Genomic DNA, 18,214 nt, shown 5'->3' with positions numbered 1-18,214 from the left:
TTAATTTCAACGATGAAAATGAAATCAATTTGCGTCTATTGTGGCTCTTCTGCCGGAGCCTCGCCGATGTATGCACAAGCGGCGCGCGCGCTGGCCCAGGAAATGGTCGCTGACAATATCGCCCTGGTCTATGGCGGCGCCAGCGTCGGCCTGATGGGTATTATCGCCGACGAAGTCTTGCGGCTCGGTGGCGAAGCCACCGGCGTCATCCCGAGCGCTTTGCGGGACAAGGAAATCGGGCATCCTGGCCTGACGCGCCTGCACATCGTAAAGGATATGCATGAGCGCAAAGCCATGATGGCGACCTTGTCAGACGGCTTCATTGCGATGCCGGGCGGGATTGGTACGCTGGAGGAACTATTCGAAGTGTTTACCTGGTCGCAACTGGGACTGCACAACAAGCCAATTGGGCTGCTGAATGTGGGCGGCTTCTTTGACGGCCTGCTTAGTTTCATGCAGCACATCGTCACCGAGCGCTTCCTGCGCCCGGAACAGGCATCCTTGCTGCTGATGGAAACGACGCCCGCTGCGCTGGTGGCAAGATTCAAGTCTTATCATCCGGGCGATCTGAACAAATGGACGCTGCCTGCGGATCGCAATATATACCCCTGATGTGTATATCAATAAAACATGCAATTTACGCATGTTTTATAAGCGAGAAAAATAATACTCCATTAAAAATTCAGAAACTCTGGTAGGGAGGGTTTGGGACCCGCCCCTACAGACAGCGCATCAAGCCTCTAAAGCCTGCCGGAAATCTTCAACCAGGTCGGCCGTATCTTCAATCCCGACCGAGACCCGGATCAGCGAATCGGCAATTCCCATGCTGGCGCGGCGCTCGGCACCCATCTCGAAGAAAATCGTGTGGGCAACCGGGATCACCAAAGTGCGCGTATCGCCCAGGTTGCTGGCCGGAATTCCCAGTCTGAGCCGATTCAGGTAGTCAAAGCAATCAATACCCGCGGCTAACTCGAAGCTGAACAGGCTGCCCCAATGTCGGAATAACTCGGTAGCAATGGCATGCTGCGGATGCGAAGGCAGGCCCGGATAGTAGACCGCTGCGACCCGTGGATCGGCCTCCAGCATGCTGGTAATCGCCAGTGCGCTGGCACATGCGCGCTCCTGGCGCAGTGCCAGGGTTTCGGCTCCCATCGCAATGTGATGCGCGGCTTCCGGCCCCAATGTAGCGCCGAAGTCGCGCAAGGCCTTGGCGCGCACCTGCGCCATGCCCCACTGAGTGGGTATGAAGCGCTTGTAACCCGGTGCGATATTCGGAAATGCAGTCCAGTCAAACAGGCCGGTATCGGTAAGGCTGCCGCCCAGTACATTGCCATGCCCGGCTATCGATTTTGTCAAGGCATTGACGACCAGCCCGGCCCCGACCGATTTCGCCTGAAACAGGTAAGGCGAAGTCATCGTATTATCGACCACATACAGAATGCCGCGGTCATGGCACAGGCGTCCGATGTGCTTCAGGTCGGCTACCTGGGTGCGCGGATTGGCGATGGTTTCGACAAACACGATGCGGGTAGCCGGCGTCAACGCCGCTTCGATCTGCCGGACATCGGTGGCGTCAGCAAACGATATGTCGACGCCTTGGCTATTCACCGTTTGCCACAGACTGTTGGTATTGCCGAACAAAAAGGAAGACGATACAACGTGGTCTCCCTGGCGCAGCAAACTCTGGAAAATAGCGCCGATAGCAGCCATGCCGGTAGCGAAACAAACGGTCGCATAGGCACCTTCCATCCGGGTAATCTTATCTTCCAGCGCCGAGACGGTCGGGTTGCCTTGGCGTCCGTATCGGTAACCGGGCTGCTTGCCCTGAAATACGGCGGCCAGTTCACGCGCATCCTTATAGCCGAACGCGACCGAGGTATGAATCGGCTTGTGCAGCGAACCATGCTCGATCGGTTTTTGCCGATCGCTATGCAGAATGCTGGTGGTAAATCCGGTGTTTTTGAGGTCGGCCATATTAATCAATATTAATTGTAACAAGCACTTCTGCCCCGGATAACCAGGGCATCGTCGCAAATGCAGTGATCAATCTGCGTGCGCAAGATTCAGGTTCAATTGCGAGCGCACCGCATCTTCGAGCAAGGGCCGCGGATTGTTGCGCGCCGCTTCGATGCAGTCCAGATAATCGCGCGTGATGTCGCCGGTCACGTAGACGCCATCAAAGCAGGATGCCTCGAATCTCTTCAGGGCCGGATTGACATCCGAGATGGAGCGTTTTAATGCATCAAGATCCTGATACACCAGCGCATCGGCGGTAATCTCGCGGCAGACTTCCTCATCGGAACGCCCGAAAGCAATCAGTTCATGACGCGTGGGCATATCGATTCCGTACACGTTCGGGAACTTCACCGGTGGCGCTGCAGAAGCGAAAATAACCCGTTTTGCACCGGAATCGCGCGCCATCTGGACGATTTCACGGCTGGTGGTGCCGCGCACAATCGAATCGTCTACCAGCAATACGGATTTCCCCTTGAATTCGGAGGCTATCGCATTGAGCTTCTGGCGCACCGATTTTTGCCGGATTGCCTGCCCCGGCATCAAGAAAGTACGACCCACGTAACGATTCTTGATGAAACCTTCGCGATACTGGATATTCAGTTTCAGAGCCAGTTCCATCGTTGCCGGGCGGGCTGAGTCTGGAATTGGCATCACGACATCGATGTCGCCTTGCGGGAACTGCTTCCGCACCTTTTCTGCCAGATACTCACCCATTTTCAGGCGGCTGGCATAGACAGATGCACCGTCGATGATGGAGTCCGGACGTGCAAAATATACAAACTCGAACGCGCAAGGATTGAGCGTCGGATTGTCCGCGCATTGGTGGCTATGCATGACATGATCTTGATCAATGAAGATGGCTTCACCAGGCGTGACATCCCGCAAAAACCGGAAACCCAAGCCTTCAAGCGCCACCGATTCGCTGGCGACTACGTATTCATTGCCTTTGGCCGTCTCATTGACGCCGATGCACAGTGGCCGGATGCCGTACGGATCGCGAAAGGCCAGTAAACCGTGGCCGGCGATTTGCGCCACCACTGCGTACGAGCCGCGGACCCGTTTGTGCACGGTTGCAACCGCCTTGAACAACGTAGATGGGTCGAGCGAATAACCGCTGGTGGCTTCCTGAATTTCGTGCGCCAGCACGTTGAGCAGCACTTCCGAATCGGAATCGGTATTGATGTGACGCCGATCGTTTTTAAACAGTTCGATTTTCAGCTGCCCGCTATTGGTCAGGTTGCCGTTGTGCGCCAGAATAATGCCGAACGGCGCATTGACGTAAAACGGTTGCGCCTCTTCTTCGCTAGCGGAGCCGGCGGTCGGATAGCGCACCTGACCGATGCCGGTATTGCCCAGCAGCGAGCGCATGTTGCGCGTGCGAAATACGTCACGCACCAGGCCATTGGCCTTGTGCATGATGAATTTATTTCCGTGATTGGTTGCAATACCCGCAGCATCCTGGCCTCGATGCTGCAACAAGAGCAAAGCGTCATAAATCAGCTGATTAGCGGGACCATGAGAAACAACACCGACAATGCCACACATGGAAGACTCCTAACAAATGATTCAAAATTTTACATGCCGTATGAAATCGCCCGGCAAAAACTGCTGGACGGTGCGCGCAGCGCTTTCCACCAGCGGACTCAATAGTGCATCGGTCCAGAACGGCTGTTGCGGAATCGAGGTCATGCCGCACAGCAAAGCCATGGCGAGCACAATCACAACTCCACGCCCGAGGCCGAACAAACCACCCAAGCCGCGATCAATCACCTTCAGACCGCTGGCAGTAACCACAGAATCGACCGCCACCGTCAGTAACGACATTAACAAACGGGTGCCAATAAACAGCACGATAAAGCCCACAATCAAACGCAATGTGCTGCCGGGAATAATCTCCGGCAACAACACAGCCAGTTTTGCACCATACGCATTGGCGACAACGAACGCCGCTATCCAGCCAAGCAATGACAGCACTTCCTTAAGCAAACCTCGCATCGTGCTGATGACAACTGAGCACAGCAACACGAACAAAACCAGATAATCGAAGATCGTCACAAGTTAGTCATCATCCGCTGCCATTCGTTGCCAGCGGCTGCTAGTTAATCGGCACCAGAGTGCCGCCGAAACCCAGACTAACCAGTTTGGCGCGCATTTTCTCGGCCTCTTCCTTACTGGCAAATGGTCCTACCCTGACACGAATAGGCGAGCCGGATTTGGCCGTAACTTTTTGCGTATACGATTTAATGCCAGCGCCTTTTAACTTTCCCTGCAATTCATCAACCTTTTCCTGGCTTGCCAATGCAGCAATCTGCAGCGCGAATTTGGACGATACTTTTTCCGCTACAACGGTAACGGCCTGCCCTTCCAGAATGGCCCGAGCTCGCGCTGTCTCATCTGCTTTTTTAGCTTGCTTAGGTTCTGGTTTAGGCTCGGGTTTAGGCACCGGCTCTGGTTTAAGCACCGGCTTGGATTCTGGTTTTGGCTCCTGCTTCGGTTTTGGCTCCTGCTTCGGTTCTGACTTTGGGGCGGGCTTGGTTTCCGGAACGGGCTTGTGCCGCGCACCATCCACCACCGGTGCTTGCTGCACGGCGGCACTGCTGGTTACGGGAACTGGCGCAATTTCCGGTACCGGTGCTGGTGCCAATTTGATAATTTCCTCTTGCTGGCTCAATGCGGTGGAAGCAGACACTGCCCCGAAAGACGATGCGCCTGCTGCTGCGGCCGATGGCGCCGGCGGCATGGCCGGGGAGACTGGTGCGGCTGGTACTGGTGGGGTATCCACAGAAGGAATTTGGATGGCGATATCGCTTGGCACTGATTTCTGCTCGGAATCGAACAGCATTGGCAATCCGATAATGGCTGCCAGTACCAGAGCGATGGCGCCGATCAGGCGTCTGCGGGCCCGTTTTTTTTCAGGCAGCGCGGCGTCGGAAGATGAATTTTCAGTATCATCCGGCTTCTTTTTGCTGCGGGTGCTTCGGTTGCTAGAAGCATGAGAATTTTCTTCGGAGCGAGAGTTAAATTCTGGCTTGCCGCTAGTGGATTTCTGCTTTTTTGTACCAAGAAACGAGAACAAGCCCATACGCTAGATGCTAAATTCGTTAGTGAGTTAGTGAGATTTGGATTTTCGTGCATTTAACACGCCGGCGACGGTCAAAAAAGAGCCGAAGACCACGATTCTATCATTCACACCTGCCCTGCTTTGCGCATTTGCAAAAGCTTCTGCCGGAGACCTAAAAGTATTTATGCTTGAATCTCCTGTCGACCCTGACTGCTCTTTAACGCCCGCTTGCAAGAGCTTTTGTTGCAATGCGGCAGCGGAAGCTGCACGTGGCAACGGCAGGTCCGTTACGCACCAATGATCAACGCAAGACTTCAGATGCGCGATGATGCCATCGATATCCTTGTCCTGCATTGCGCCGAATACTGCGTAAGTGTAGGGGCTATAACCCATGTTGCCCAAATTTTGGGCTAACGTCGCTGCCGCGTGCGGATTATGCCCCACATCCAGCACCACGGTCGGTTGTCCCGGCAAGACTTGAAAGCGTCCCGGCAAGTCCACCAGCACGATGCCTTTACGGATTTCTTGCGCGCCCAGCGGTAAGCGCAAACGCAATACTTCCAGCGCCGCCAGCGCCGCCGAGGCATTCAATAACTGGTTGGCGCCGCGCAGACTAGGGTAAGCGAGCGAGTTGCGCCGCTGATTACGACCGCCGAAATTCCATTGCAACTGATCGCCGGAATAATTGAAATCGCGGCCGAACAGCCACAAGTCGGCGCCAATTTCCAAAGCATGATCAATCAGCGACTGCGGCGGCACAGGATCACTGCAGATCGCCGCCTTGCCGGTCCTGAAAATCCCGGCTTTCTCAAAGCCGATTTTTTCGCGTGTGTCACCCAGGTAATCGGTATGATCGATATCGATGCTGGTGACGATAGCCACATCCGCATCGACTACATTGACCGCATCCAGGCGGCCGCCCAGACCGACTTCCAGAATCACTGCATCCAGTCCGGCGTCGGCAAACAGCTTCAGTGCCGCCAGCGTGGTGAATTCGAAATAAGACAGGGTGATCTTGCCGCGGGCCACTTCGACCAGTGTAAAGGCAGCCATCAGCGCTGCATCGGTCACCATTTCGCCATTGATGCGCACCCGCTCGTTGAAAACCAGCAAATGCGGCGAAGTGTACAAGCCGACCTGATAGCCGCCCTGCAACAGGATCGATTCCAGCAATGCGCAAGTCGATCCCTTGCCATTGGTGCCGGCAACAGTGATGACGGCGGCGTTAAAACTAATATCCAGACGGGCATACACCTCAGCCACCCGGTCCAGCCCCATGTCGATGGTGTGGCTATGCAAATGAGAGATGTATTCGAGCCATTGCGGCAGTGTGTGTGATGTTTGGATCGACATGCAAAACTTGTAGAAAAGAGGAAACGTGCAATTGTAATCGCTTGCATGACATCCCGCTCCGGTTGCTGGCCGGAGTTAGGCGGTGCATTCAGACGACTTAGGCCACCGCGTCTGCGGCCTGATTTTGCAACAACGCCAGGATACGAGCGATTTCTTCACGCATCTTGCGACGGTCGACGATCATGTCGACTGCGCCTTTTTTGACCAAAAATTCGGCGCGCTGAAAGCCTTCCGGAAGTATTTCGCGCACGGTATTTTCGATAACACGCGGACCGGCAAAACCGATCAGTGCTTTCGGCTCGGCAATCACCACGTCGCCCATGAAGGCGAAGGATGCCGACACGCCGCCCATAGTGGGGTCGGTGAGGACGGTAATAAACGGTATTTTCTTTTCGGAAAGCTTGGTCAGCATCGCCGTGGTTTTAGCCATCTGGAATAGCGACAGCAAGCCTTCCTGCATGCGCGCGCCGCCGGTTGCGGTGATGCAGATGAATGGTACTTTTTGTTCGATTGCGGTTTTGGCGCCGCGCACAAAACGTTCGCCTACTACCGAACCCATCGAACCGCCCATGAAATCGAACTCGAAACAGGCCACCACCACGGGCACCGTCATGATGGCACCGCCCAGAACCACCATCGCATCGGTTTCGCCGGTGACGTCAACGCCGGCTTTGAGCCGATCCGAATATTTTTTGCTGTCCTTGAATTTCAGGGTATCGACCGGCAGCAATTCCTGGCCGATCTCATAACGGCCGCCGGCATCGAGTAAGGCATCGAGCCGCTCACGGGCGCGAATTCGCATGTGATGGTTGCATTTAGGGCAGACATGGAGATTGGACTCCAAGTCCGAACGGTACAACACCGCCTCGCAAGATGCGCATTTGACCCACAGGCCTTCCGGCATCGACTTGCGATTCGCGGAATCGGAGCGCTGAATGCGCGGGGGAAGCAGCTTTTCTAGCCAACTCATAGTGAACTCCTTGGTGGAATACTGCGACTTTGCCGCATAATTTTGTGCAATTTTACGCGTCTAATGCCCGACGCACGCCGGAAATGAAGGTTTGTACTGCCTCAGCGCAGTGATCTGGCGGCGTATTTTCCAACTCTTCGATGATGCGACTACCGATTACAACCGCATCCGACACCGAGGCAATCGCCTTCGCGGTGGCGGCGTCGCGGATGCCAAAACCGACCCCAACCGGCACCTGGACATGGCGCTTGATGCGCGGAATCATGGCTGCCACCGCGTCCAGATCGAGGCTGCCGGAGCCGGTGACGCCTTTCAGGGACACGTAATAGACATAACCGCTGGCGATTTTGCCGACTTTTGCGATCCGCTCATCGGTCGAAGTGGGCGCCAACAGGAAGATGGTATCGAGTTCCTGGGCCCGCATTGCAGCGGCGAACTGTTCGCACTCTTCCGGCGGGTAATCCACCACCAGCACGCCATCGACGCCGGCCGCTTTGGCCGCCAGAATGAAGGCATCGGTACCCATGCGCTCGATCGGATTCGCGTAACCCATCAAAACCACGGGCGTTTTCTGGTTGGTAGCACGGAAATCGCTGACATAACCCAAGACGTCGCGCAGCCCGACGCCTTTCAGTAATGCGCGTTCCGATGCGCGCTGGATCACAGGGCCATCGGCCATCGGGTCGGAAAACGGCACGCCCAATTCGATAATATCGGCCCCGCCTGCGACCAGCGCGTGCATCAGCGGCACGGTCAGCGACGGGTCCGGGTCGCCGGCGGTGATGAAGGGGATCAAGCCTTTTTTGTTTTGCGCCGCCAGGGCGGATAGAGTGGGCTGGATTCTGGACATGGTTGGACTCGCAGTAATGTGTTCGTTATCCGGCCGGAATGCAGTGCATAAACGGCTTACGCCAAATTTGCCAGCCGATTTCTGTAAAAAATATTTATAGGGGAGTATGGCAAAAAACAGCCACTGTTCCGCAATATTTTAAATAACTATAAAAAAATACGATGCGCAGTATGCATTCTGAAGAAAAATCTGGATAATGCACATCGCAGGATAGTTACAATTTTTAAAATTGTTGCAAAATCAATAAAAATCGCCCATCCGTTCGGCTACCGTATGTATATCCTTGTCGCCGCGCCCCGACAAGTTGACCAATATCGTCTGCTCTTTCGGTAGCGTGGCGGCCAGCTTGGCGGCGTAGGCCAGTGCATGACTCGATTCCAGCGCCGGGATGATGCCTTCGATGCGACAACAGCGGTGAAACGCCTGCAGCGCTTCTTCATCGGTAATGGTTACGTATTGGGCGCGGCCGGAATCTTTCAGCCATGCATGTTCCGGACCGACACCGGGATAATCCAGACCGGCCGAAACCGAATGGGTTTCGATGATCTGGCCGTTTTCATCCTGCAGCAGATAAGTGCGGTTGCCGTGCAGCACGCCCGGCGTGCCGGCAGTCAGGGAGGCCGAATGTTTGCCGCTCTCCATGCCCTCGCCTGCCGCTTCGACGCCTATCAGCTTGACGTCCTTGCGGTCGATATACGGGTAAAAAATCCCCATCGCATTCGAGCCGCCACCAACGCAGGCCACCACATGATCGGGCTGACGGCCGGTCATTTCCGGCATCTGTGTCAGGCATTCCTCACCGATCACCGACTGGAAATCGCGCACCATCATCGGATAAGGATGCGGGCCTGCGGCGGTGCCGATGATGTAAAACGTGTTTTCGACATTTGTGACCCAGTCGCGCATCGCTTCATTCAGCGCATCCTTGAGCGTCTTGGAGCCGGATTCGACCGGCACCACGGTAGCGCCCAGCAGCTTCATCCGGTAAACATTCTGCGCTTGGCGTCTGACGTCTTCCGAGCCCATATAGACCACACATTCAAGGCCGAAACGAGCGCAGATGGTGGCGGTTGCCACGCCATGCTGGCCGGCACCAGTTTCGGCGATCACCCGTGGTTTGCCCATGCGCCGCGCCAACAGCGCCTGGCCGATGGTGTTATTGATCTTGTGCGCGCCAGTATGATTGAGGTCTTCGCGCTTGAAAAATATCTGCGCCCCGCCCTGCAGTTCGGACCAGCGCTTGGCGTGATAAATTGGGCTCGGACGACCGACGAAATGCTTCAACTCGTAACGGAATTCCGCCAGAAATTCCGGATCGCTGCTGTAATGTGCATAGGCATCTTTCAATTCCGTGAGCGCATGGGTCAGCGTCTCGGAAACGAAAGTACCGCCGTATGGGCCGAAATGGCCGTTGGCGTCCGGAAAAGGATAATTTTCCGCATGGAAAAGAGGGGTGATATCGTGTTCGCTCATGGTTTTTCTCAATTAGTCGGGAGTGTCTGGGATGGCGTCGGCCTGACGTACCGCGTCGATGAAAGCGCGAATTTTGTCGGCGTCCTTGATGCCCTTGCTGTGTTCGACGCCGCTACTGACGTCGACCGCGTAAGGGCGCACACGCTGCACTGCGTCAGTCGCGTTTTGTGCGCGCAAGCCACCACTTAAAACGACCCGAGGCGCGAGTTCTTTTGGAATGACAGACCAATCGAATACCTTTCCAGCGCCGCCATAGCTGTCCACAAAAGTGTCGAGCAACAATCCGGCGGCATCACAATAATCCTGCTCGTATTCTAGCAAATCAGCGGCGCGCATATCCTGGCGTACCCGCAGCGCGCGGATAAACGGCCGTCCGACCGCCTTGGCAATGGCCGTGCACTGAGCCGGAGTTTCGTCGCCATGGAATTGCAATAATGCAACCGGCGCTTGTGCGAGCACCCGCGCTATTTGTTGCTCAGTGGCATTGACGAACAGGCCTACCGCAGTGACAAACGGCGGCATTGCGGCAATCAAACGCGCCGCCGCTTCGGGTGCGATATAACGCGGACTACCGGGATAAAACACGAAGCCGATCGCATCGGCACCGGCAGTCACCGCTGCCTGCACATCTTCGCTGCGGGTCAGTCCGCAAATTTTAATTCGGGTTCGCTGGCGCATCGGATCCAATCAAGTATAGGGCTATGCAATTAATATTAAGTAATTAAGTAATGCAGGTAAAAAAACAGTATTTACGCTGATTCCCGACTTATAAAATATGGTGCAAGACAGCAATCCGGCTAGAGTGTACCCGCCAGGATGCCGCATGAAAAGCCGGATACTTACCCAAAAAAGTATAAGCCTGAACGGTACTTGTATTTCCAGCTAAGAATGAATGCGCTTGAAACGATACATTTTAGTAGGAATGGATTGGCTGTTTGGTCATCACAAGAATGGTAATGAAGGTATAACCCATTGCTTTCCCGTGTCCCGTGTGTTGTTGATGGCGGAGTGTGCGCTCCTTGATATAACGCAAATGTGTACCCGATGCAGCCTTGATCTGTCGATCCTTCTCACTAACCTATAAGCTATGATCAATCCCTGCACAATTCGCTTGTGGAATCGGGAATACTGCGACATTGGGCGCTATCCCCATATCCGCCACAAGCCGGATGACAGTTACCATAAGCGACAGGGTGCGCCGGCGCTGTAGGCGGCCAGTCGGGAACAATCTCATCACTTCGATATCAAAAATCACGATACTTTGCGTTTCAGGCCTTAGGTTCCAGACCCTATTTTTTGTTTGTAAAATCATTCCTGCAGGTTAAACCGGATGATGCATGCACTTTTTGTAGATGATGACCAAATTGCTTTGAATGTGCTCGCCGAAGTGGTCTCTGGTGAGGGCTTCACGACAGCTATCGCCACCAATCTGCAACAAGCGCGGGAAAGCATCGCGGAACAGCGCCCCGATGTTGTGTTGTTCAATGTCTTGTTGCCTGATGGCGATGACGATGGAGGTGGCATGCAGTTGTTGCGCCACATTGTCGAGCATGTTACCAACCAGGTCATTATCATTACCTGCCCTTCCAGCGTCGAGACCTCGGCCCAGGCATTGCGCCTGGGCGCTGTCGACTGCCTGATGAGGCCGATTAACATCCAGCACTTAAAAGCCATCCTGTCGCGCGTGCTCCATTCGTCGGCCCTCAAAAATGACCTCGGTGCATTACCGGGGCAATTGCGCAATGGGGAATATTTCGGACGACTGCTGGGAATTTCTCCCGCAATGCAAGAAATATATCTCCAGATTGAGCGCGTCGCCCCTACCTCGGCGACTGTATTTATCACTGGAGAAAGCGGTACCGGCAAGGAACTGGTGGCGCAGACGCTGCATGATCTGAGCCGCCGGCGTACGCATCCGTTTGTTGCAGTTAACTGTGGCGCCATCTCGTCGCAGTTAATTGAAAGCGAACTGTTCGGCCATGAAAAAGGCAGCTTTACCGGTGCCCTGCGCGAACACAAGGGATATTTCGAGCGCGCCAGCGGCGGCACCTTGTTTCTCGATGAAATTACTGAAATGCCGCCTGAATTACAGGTCAAATTGTTACGGGTCCTGGAGGCGCGCACTTTCATGCGAGTCGGCTCCGGTCAGGAAATTGAAATGGATGTGCGGGTGATTGCCGCTACCAACCGCATTCCTGAAGAGGCCGTTGCCGACGGTAAATTACGGGAAGATTTGTTATATCGACTGCAAGTATTCCCGCTGTCTCTACCGCCGTTGCGCCAGCGGGAGCAAGACGTTGCGCTGCTCGCTAATGCTTATCTGAACGAACTCAATCAGGCTGAACGTTCCACCAAGACCTTTTCCTCGGATGCGCTTGACCTACTGAAAAAATACCATTGGCCGGGCAATGTGCGGGAGCTAAAAAATTCGATACATCGGGCCTACATCCTGGCTGACGATCTGGTCAATGCCAAAAGCTTTTCGCTGCAGTCGGTGAGGTTAAATATGGCAAACGATGCCGCCGGTCCCTTTCTGCAGGTGCGCATCGGCAGCACAGTCGCGGAAGTGGAGCGCCGGCTCATTCTGGCTACACTGGACCAATGCCAAGGCGCCAAGGAAAAGGCGGCAGACATCTTGGGAATCAGCTTGAAAACGCTCTATAACCGCTTGCACGAATACGATTCCGAGTCTGACTTGCTGTCCGTCGATTCTTCCGGAAGCAGCTTTGAGCAGCGCGAACGCACACCCGGCATTTAATGCGAGTGATTTCTTTCGCCGATTTTTTTAGTGGCGTAAGTGGCAGTTATTGCAATGATTGCTGCGCTTAATTTCTGATAAATTCCAATCCAACCTATTACGGCGACAGCGTTACGCCAAAGCCAGCAGATGTTCATCGCTGATCTCCGCAATCAGGGTCGCTGTTCAGGGCAACCCTTGAGAAAGCACGCAAGTTATTGGATTATCAGGCGAAAAAACATGGGAAAAATGTGCATAGATCACTGGTGCTAGTAACAGTTGAACCCGCAAGGTTATGCAGGCTGATTTCCTAAAATAGTGTTATTCGATCAACGAAAAACATGAGAAAAATCAAGTTACAAAAACGCTGACATCCCAGAATTGAAGTGCAATAAAAACAACCTTCCCGCATTAGCTATGCATGCAATTACTGGCTATTGGGAGCTCAATATTTCAGGGAGTTTTTTATGAAAATCAGCATTTTTGGCTTGGGTTATGTTGGTGCAGTTACCGCAGGATGTCTCGCCACAGATGGCCATAATGTGATCGGCGTCGATCCAAACAAAATTAAAATTGATCTGATTAATCGGGGGGCAACGCCAATCATAGAAAAGGATATCGGGAAAATGATAGGCCAGGCTGTCAGGGATGGCCTGTTGCGTGCCACTGTGAATGCAGACCAAGCCGTTCTTGATTCCGACATTTCACTCATTTGCGTCGGCACTCCATCCCAACTCAATGGCAATCTCGACTTACGTTATTTGCGCCGAGTCTGTGAAGAAATTGGCGCCACCTTGAAAGAAAAAAATTCTTTTCATGTGGTCGTGGTGCGCAGCACTGTACTACCCGGCTCGATGCACACATTAGTCATTCCAACCTTGGAAGAATTTTCCGGCAAAAAAGCCGGTGCCGATTTTGGGGTATGCATCAATCCGGAATTTCTGCGCGAGGGGAGCGCTGTATTTGATTACTATCACCCGCCCAAAACAGTGATTGGAGGTATCGACACCCGTTCCATCGAGATATTGGCAAGCCTGTACCAGAAAATGGATGCCCCGCTGATTCGCACCGATGTTGAGACGGCAGAAATGGTGAAATACACTGACAACACTTGGCACGCAATCAAGGTAGTTTTTGCCAATGAAATCGGCAATATCTGCAAGGAGGTGGGCATTGATAGCCACAAAGTGATGGATATTTTTTGCCAGGATACCAAATTAAATTTATCTTCCTATTACATGAAACCGGGATTTTCATTTGGTGGCTCCTGTCTGCCTAAAGACGTGCGCGCCCTGCTGTACAAGGGGAAAAATCTCGATCTTGATTTACCACTAATCAATGCCATTCTCCCATCGAATAAAAGGCAACTTGAAAAAGGCATCAAGATGGTGGTGGACAAGGGCTACAAAAAAATTGGCATCTTAGGGTTTTCATTCAAATCCGGAACCGATGATTTACGCGAATCTCCGGTAGTCGATATCATCGAATATCTACTAGGCAAGGGGTATGAACTAAAACTCTACGATAAGAATGTCAATCTGGCCGCACTTACCGGCGCTAATCAGGACTACATCCTGAATCTGATCCCGCACATATCCAAACTAATGGTGCTCTCGATGAAGGAGGTGCTGGATTTTGCAGAAACGATCGTCATAGGCAATCGTGCCGAAGAATTTAAAAGCGTGCGCAGCAATCTCAATGCCAATCAAGTCATCGTCGACCTGGTCAGAATTAGTGAAAATAAAAGCGGGGAGCAATACGATGGCATCTGCTGGTAATTCCCAGGAAATTATTTTTAACGATCCAAAAACATCGATTCTTGCGAAGATACTGCTTGAGCGGCAGGGTGCTGCGCCTATGCGATTGCTCGTGGTGGGGTGTGGATCGGGTATCGAAGCTGCGGTCCTGGCACAGCGCCTGGGAACTGCGATAACGGGCATAGACATCGTTACTGACTTTGACAAGCGTGCGGAGCTGCTCGCCGACCTGCACCAAGGTGACGCGACGCAGATGAGATTCGACGATGAGAGCTTTGACTTTGTCTACTCCTTCCATGTGCTTGAGCACATCCCCGATTATCAGTCTGCCTTGCGGGAGATGCATCGTGTTCTCAAACCAAAGGGAGGGTATTTGATCGGCACGCCCAACCGCAGCCGGCTAATCGGCTACCTCGGAAGCATAGATACCCCTCTGGCGGACAAGGTGCGATGGAACATAGCTGATTGGAAGGCCAGGCTACGCGGAAAATTCCACAACGAACTAGGTGCTCATGCCGGTTACGAACTGGATGAATTGCAGGCAGAGCTGGCTAGTGTTTTCACTCTTACGGAAAATATCACGTCGGAATATTACACCCGGCTTTACGACACGAGACGGCTTTTTGTCTCCTCGCTTTGTCACACTGGGCTGTGGCGGTGGCTGTTTCCCGCTATCTATTTTTATGGGATCCGCTGATGCCATACCAACGACAACCAATGCAAGCTAAGGCGGGACGGATTCTCATCCTTGTCGAGAATCTCCCTTCCCCCTTCGACCGGCGGGTATGGCAGGAAGCGATCACACTCCGTGCCAACGGCTACGAAGTTTCGATTATTTGCCCAACCGGCAAGGGGTATGAAAGAAAATACGAAGTCATTGAAGGGGTCCACATCTATCGCTATAACTTGCTGCTAGAAGCCAAAGGTGCAAAAGGATATCTGCTGGAGTATTTTTTCGCCATTTTTCATACATTCAGGCTGACATGGAAGGTTCAACGGACGCGTGGCTTCGATGTAATCCAGGCATGTAATCCGCCTGATTTGCTATTTTTGATTGGCGCTTTTTTCAAGATATTTTTGCGCAAAAAATTTGTGTTTGACCATCACGACATCAATCCCGAACTTTACGAAGCCAAATTCGGCCGACGTGATTTTTTTTACAAATTGCTCCTGCTGTTCGAGCGGTGGACATTCAAGACAGCAGACATCTCTATCGCCACCAATGAGTCTTACAAGCGAATAGCGATTGAGCGAGGCGGCATGGCACCAGATAAAGTGTACGTCGTGCGTAGCGGCCCGCAGCTTGAACGCCTGCGCACTCTTCCGCCCAGAAATGAACTCAAACAAGGTCGGCAATATCTGGTTGGTTATGTCGGTGTTATGGGGGCACAAGAAGGCATTGATTATCTGCTGCAAGCGGCGCGCACCATTATTCATGATCTGGGACGGTTGGACGTCCATTTCGGCCTAGTAGGTGGCGGCACCTCACTGGACGAGATGAAGCAAATGGCGGTCGATCTCGACATCGCCGACTTTGTGACCTTTACCGGCCGGGTGCCGGATCAGGAGTTGCTGGAAATGCTCAACACTTCCGATGTGTGCGTCAACCCGGACGTGGCCAATGAAATGAACGACAAGTCCACCATGAATAAGATCATGGAATACATGGCACTAGGCAAGCCAATTGTCCAGTTCGACCTTACGGAGGGACGTGTTTCGGCTCAGGAAGCGTCCCTGTATGCGAAAAAAAATGATCCGGTCGACATGGCTCTACAGATAGTTGCCCTATTGGATGATCCTGAACGTCGCAAATCAATGGGCGAATTCGGTCGTAAGCGCGTGCTCAACGAACTGGAATGGCAATATGAAGTGCCAAAGCTATTGGCCGCATACAACGAAGTTTTCAGCTTATCTAAAACAATATCTTCACCGGAATTTGTCAAATAAAGATTTTATTCTGAAAAGATTATTACAAATTTGGTTTGATTTGGCTCGTACCAAAGGTTTTTAAAAAATATTTTCAGATCTATTTGTATAAGGTGGTTTCCGACATGTTTCTATCTCAAATAGATATTGGTTTTGTTCCCGCTTCCGATAGTTATGTTGAAGCGAAAAGCCCATTACCTTGCATATCGGGTACTACTAATATTTGGTCTGAAATCTATAGTGCAGCGACCGAACTTGCCTTGCGTGAGCCTTTATTGATTGTGCGAATGAAGCAACTAGTGCTGGAACGCTCATCACTGGCTGATATGGTTGCTGCAATATTGGCTTGTAAGCTTGCTAGCGATGACATGCCGAAAATCGCAATATACCATCTGATTTTGGATATTTTAGAAACAGATCAAATCATTTTGACCCAGGTTACGGCAGACATGCTTGCTGTTAAAAATCGTGATCCCGCTTGCTTGAATCACTTACATACTCTGCTCAATATGAAGGGCTTTCATGCATTGCAAACCTACCGGATCACACATTGGCTCTGGCAAAGAAATCGTAAGGAACTCGCCTTTTCGCTTGCGAATATGGCTTCGCTGATTTTCTGCGTCGATATCCACCCCGCCGCCCGCATAGGTTCTGGCGTGATGCTTGATCATGGCACCGGTATAGTAATTGGTGAAACTACCGTCATTGACAACAATGTCTCGATTCTTCAGAACGTCACACTAGGTGGCACCGGTAAGGAACAAGGCGACCGCCACCCCAAAATACACAGCGGCGTCATGATAGGCGCTGGCGCAAAAATTTTAGGTAACATTAAAATTGGCGAGATGAGTAAAATCGCTGCAGGCAGTGTGGTACTGGAAAATGTACCATCTCACTGCACTGTCGCTGGCGTGCCAGGAAAAATTGTGCGGCGGCTTGTATGTGATGGCCTGCCTGCATTTGAGATGGATCAGTCAGTCAGGACAAATGATCTTGCGGCCTCAAGTCACTTCTGATCGGCAATTCAATATGATATCCACTCCCCAATCAATCTATACTCAGAGCCTCGCATACTTTGTTTGAAATGCCCGTATTTATCTGAAGTGTCATATCCACCCAAATCAAACCATCTGCATCCAGCTTTTTTCATCTCAAGAATGCTATTCCAATACAGATAATTCCCGACATTCCATTTTCTACCTTCAGCGCCAAACCACCCAATATAGTATTCAGAAGATTGACCAAATTTGGCCACAATCATGCCACCCAATGCTTCGCCATTTAATATCGCTTTAAATATAGTGAAGTCGCACGGTTTTGTTTTATGTAGCGCAGAAAGCAGCGTTGTGCTCGGGCCTTTAAAATTCTTTGCTCCCATATTTTCATGATGCTTGCTTAACATCCACTCAACATTCTCTATTGAAGTTGAAGTATGTAAAGTCAACCCGCTATTCAACGCTGATTTCAACCGATTTCGCCAAGTTGAAGAAAGGTTGCGTCGTATTTCACTTTCATCCAGCGCGAGATCAATCAAAGAAGAACACCAACCAGTTTTTTTTCGATCTATAAAGCCAAGCTGTCGCAATATATAGTTATTCTCATCTGATGGCTCCAATGCCGGTGCGATCAGCAATAATCCGCCGATCAGATATTTCCACTGATTGCGCAGTAATTGGTAAACGTTTTCTTTTATTTCGTAGGAAGGAATCTCGTTTATAAATAGTGGCCCACGATTGATGCGAGAAACAACTCTCAGGCCCGCCACGCGTTTTTCCAATACTTGGCAGACCGCAACCGGTGTACCGCCATATTCAAATACAAGTCTATTAATATGCCAGTTCTGTGCGATTCTTTTGGCTTCACCATAAGCATAAGACTGCATCAAATGCGGTTTGCACACCGCGTTTAGAAAAATATCCCATTCCTGGCAATTTTTTACAGGACGTACGCTATAGCGAGAAGGCATATTATTAAACCTTAATTTATCTAAAAGAAAAAATAGGGTATTGATAACATCAAATAAGAACGATATATTTACTTCCGTAAAATTATGAAAATATTTACGTTAATA

At 51.9% G+C, this 18,214-nt stretch carries 16 protein-coding genes; 6 read left to right on the top strand and 10 right to left on the bottom strand.

From position 1 onward, the window contains the following. Positions 1-18 precede the first annotated feature (18 nt). Positions 19-612, top strand: a complete 594-nt coding sequence (locus FKCLFG_RS06890) for an LOG family protein (protein WP_472615808.1) — start codon at positions 19-21, stop codon at positions 610-612. Positions 613-732: 120 nt separating this feature from the next. Here FKCLFG_RS06890 and FKCLFG_RS06885 read toward each other — a convergent pair whose 3' ends face one another. The 9 genes from FKCLFG_RS06885 to FKCLFG_RS06845 form a co-directional block, all read right to left on the bottom strand. Continuing rightward, positions 733-1,974, bottom strand: coding sequence for a cystathionine gamma-synthase family protein (locus FKCLFG_RS06885; protein ID WP_472615474.1), 1,242 nt, complete (start codon positions 1,972-1,974; stop codon positions 733-735). Between the two features lie 69 nt (positions 1,975-2,043). Continuing rightward, complete coding sequence (purF, locus tag FKCLFG_RS06880; protein WP_472615473.1) at positions 2,044-3,561, bottom strand: amidophosphoribosyltransferase; 1,518 nt, start codon at positions 3,559-3,561, stop codon at positions 2,044-2,046. A gap of 21 nt (positions 3,562-3,582) precedes the next feature. Continuing rightward, on the bottom strand, positions 3,583-4,071 hold the full coding sequence (locus FKCLFG_RS06875; protein WP_472615472.1) for a CvpA family protein: 489 nt from the start codon (positions 4,069-4,071) through the stop codon (positions 3,583-3,585). Positions 4,072-4,111: 40 nt separating this feature from the next. Then, complete coding sequence (locus tag FKCLFG_RS06870) at positions 4,112-5,098, bottom strand: SPOR domain-containing protein (protein WP_472615471.1); 987 nt, start codon at positions 5,096-5,098, stop codon at positions 4,112-4,114. Positions 5,099-5,125: 27 nt separating this feature from the next. After that, positions 5,126-6,430 (bottom strand): bifunctional tetrahydrofolate synthase/dihydrofolate synthase, encoded by a 1,305-nt coding sequence (gene folC, locus FKCLFG_RS06865; protein ID WP_472615470.1) that lies wholly within the window; start codon positions 6,428-6,430, stop codon positions 5,126-5,128. A gap of 97 nt (positions 6,431-6,527) precedes the next feature. After that, a complete protein-coding gene (accD, locus tag FKCLFG_RS06860) occupies positions 6,528-7,400 on the bottom strand; it encodes an acetyl-CoA carboxylase, carboxyltransferase subunit beta (RefSeq protein WP_472615469.1) in 873 nt (290 codons plus the stop codon). Positions 7,401-7,452: 52 nt separating this feature from the next. Next, a complete protein-coding gene (gene trpA / locus FKCLFG_RS06855) occupies positions 7,453-8,250 on the bottom strand; it encodes a tryptophan synthase subunit alpha (protein ID WP_472615468.1) in 798 nt (265 codons plus the stop codon). A 240-nt stretch (positions 8,251-8,490) separates the two neighbouring features. Next, positions 8,491-9,723 (bottom strand): tryptophan synthase subunit beta, encoded by a 1,233-nt coding sequence (gene trpB / locus FKCLFG_RS06850; RefSeq protein WP_472615467.1) that lies wholly within the window; start codon positions 9,721-9,723, stop codon positions 8,491-8,493. 12 nt (positions 9,724-9,735) lie between these two features. Beyond that, positions 9,736-10,401 (bottom strand): phosphoribosylanthranilate isomerase, encoded by a 666-nt coding sequence (locus FKCLFG_RS06845; RefSeq protein WP_472615466.1) that lies wholly within the window; start codon positions 10,399-10,401, stop codon positions 9,736-9,738. Between the two features lie 652 nt (positions 10,402-11,053). Between FKCLFG_RS06845 and FKCLFG_RS06840 the strand changes: the two genes are divergently transcribed. From FKCLFG_RS06840 to cysE, 5 genes are all read left to right on the top strand, one after another. After that, entirely contained in the window at positions 11,054-12,481 is a 1,428-nt protein-coding gene (locus tag FKCLFG_RS06840; RefSeq protein WP_472615465.1) for a sigma-54-dependent transcriptional regulator, read from the top strand. A gap of 446 nt (positions 12,482-12,927) precedes the next feature. Next, positions 12,928-14,238 (top strand): nucleotide sugar dehydrogenase, encoded by a 1,311-nt coding sequence (locus FKCLFG_RS06835; RefSeq protein WP_472615464.1) that lies wholly within the window; start codon positions 12,928-12,930, stop codon positions 14,236-14,238. After that, positions 14,222-14,914, top strand: coding sequence for a class I SAM-dependent methyltransferase (locus FKCLFG_RS06830; RefSeq protein WP_472615463.1), 693 nt, complete (start codon positions 14,222-14,224; stop codon positions 14,912-14,914). Before FKCLFG_RS06835 ends, FKCLFG_RS06830 begins: the two co-directional genes overlap by 17 nt. Next, on the top strand, positions 14,875-16,164 hold the full coding sequence (locus FKCLFG_RS06825) for a glycosyltransferase family 4 protein (RefSeq protein ID WP_472615462.1): 1,290 nt from the start codon (positions 14,875-14,877) through the stop codon (positions 16,162-16,164). Before FKCLFG_RS06830 ends, FKCLFG_RS06825 begins: the two co-directional genes overlap by 40 nt. A gap of 104 nt (positions 16,165-16,268) precedes the next feature. Beyond that, on the top strand, positions 16,269-17,159 hold the full coding sequence (gene cysE / locus FKCLFG_RS06820) for a serine O-acetyltransferase (RefSeq protein ID WP_472615461.1): 891 nt from the start codon (positions 16,269-16,271) through the stop codon (positions 17,157-17,159). Positions 17,160-17,167: 8 nt separating this feature from the next. On the opposite strand, the gene FKCLFG_RS06815 is transcribed toward cysE, so the two are convergent. After that, entirely contained in the window at positions 17,168-18,109 is a 942-nt protein-coding gene (locus FKCLFG_RS06815) for a lipid II:glycine glycyltransferase FemX (RefSeq protein WP_472615460.1), read from the bottom strand. Between the last annotated feature and the right edge of the window lie 105 nt (positions 18,110-18,214).

Source organism: Gelidimonas denitrificans (assembly GCF_055694065.1).
The sequence above is the reverse complement of the archived record's forward strand: the minus strand, read 5'-3'. Positions and strand labels throughout refer to the sequence as shown.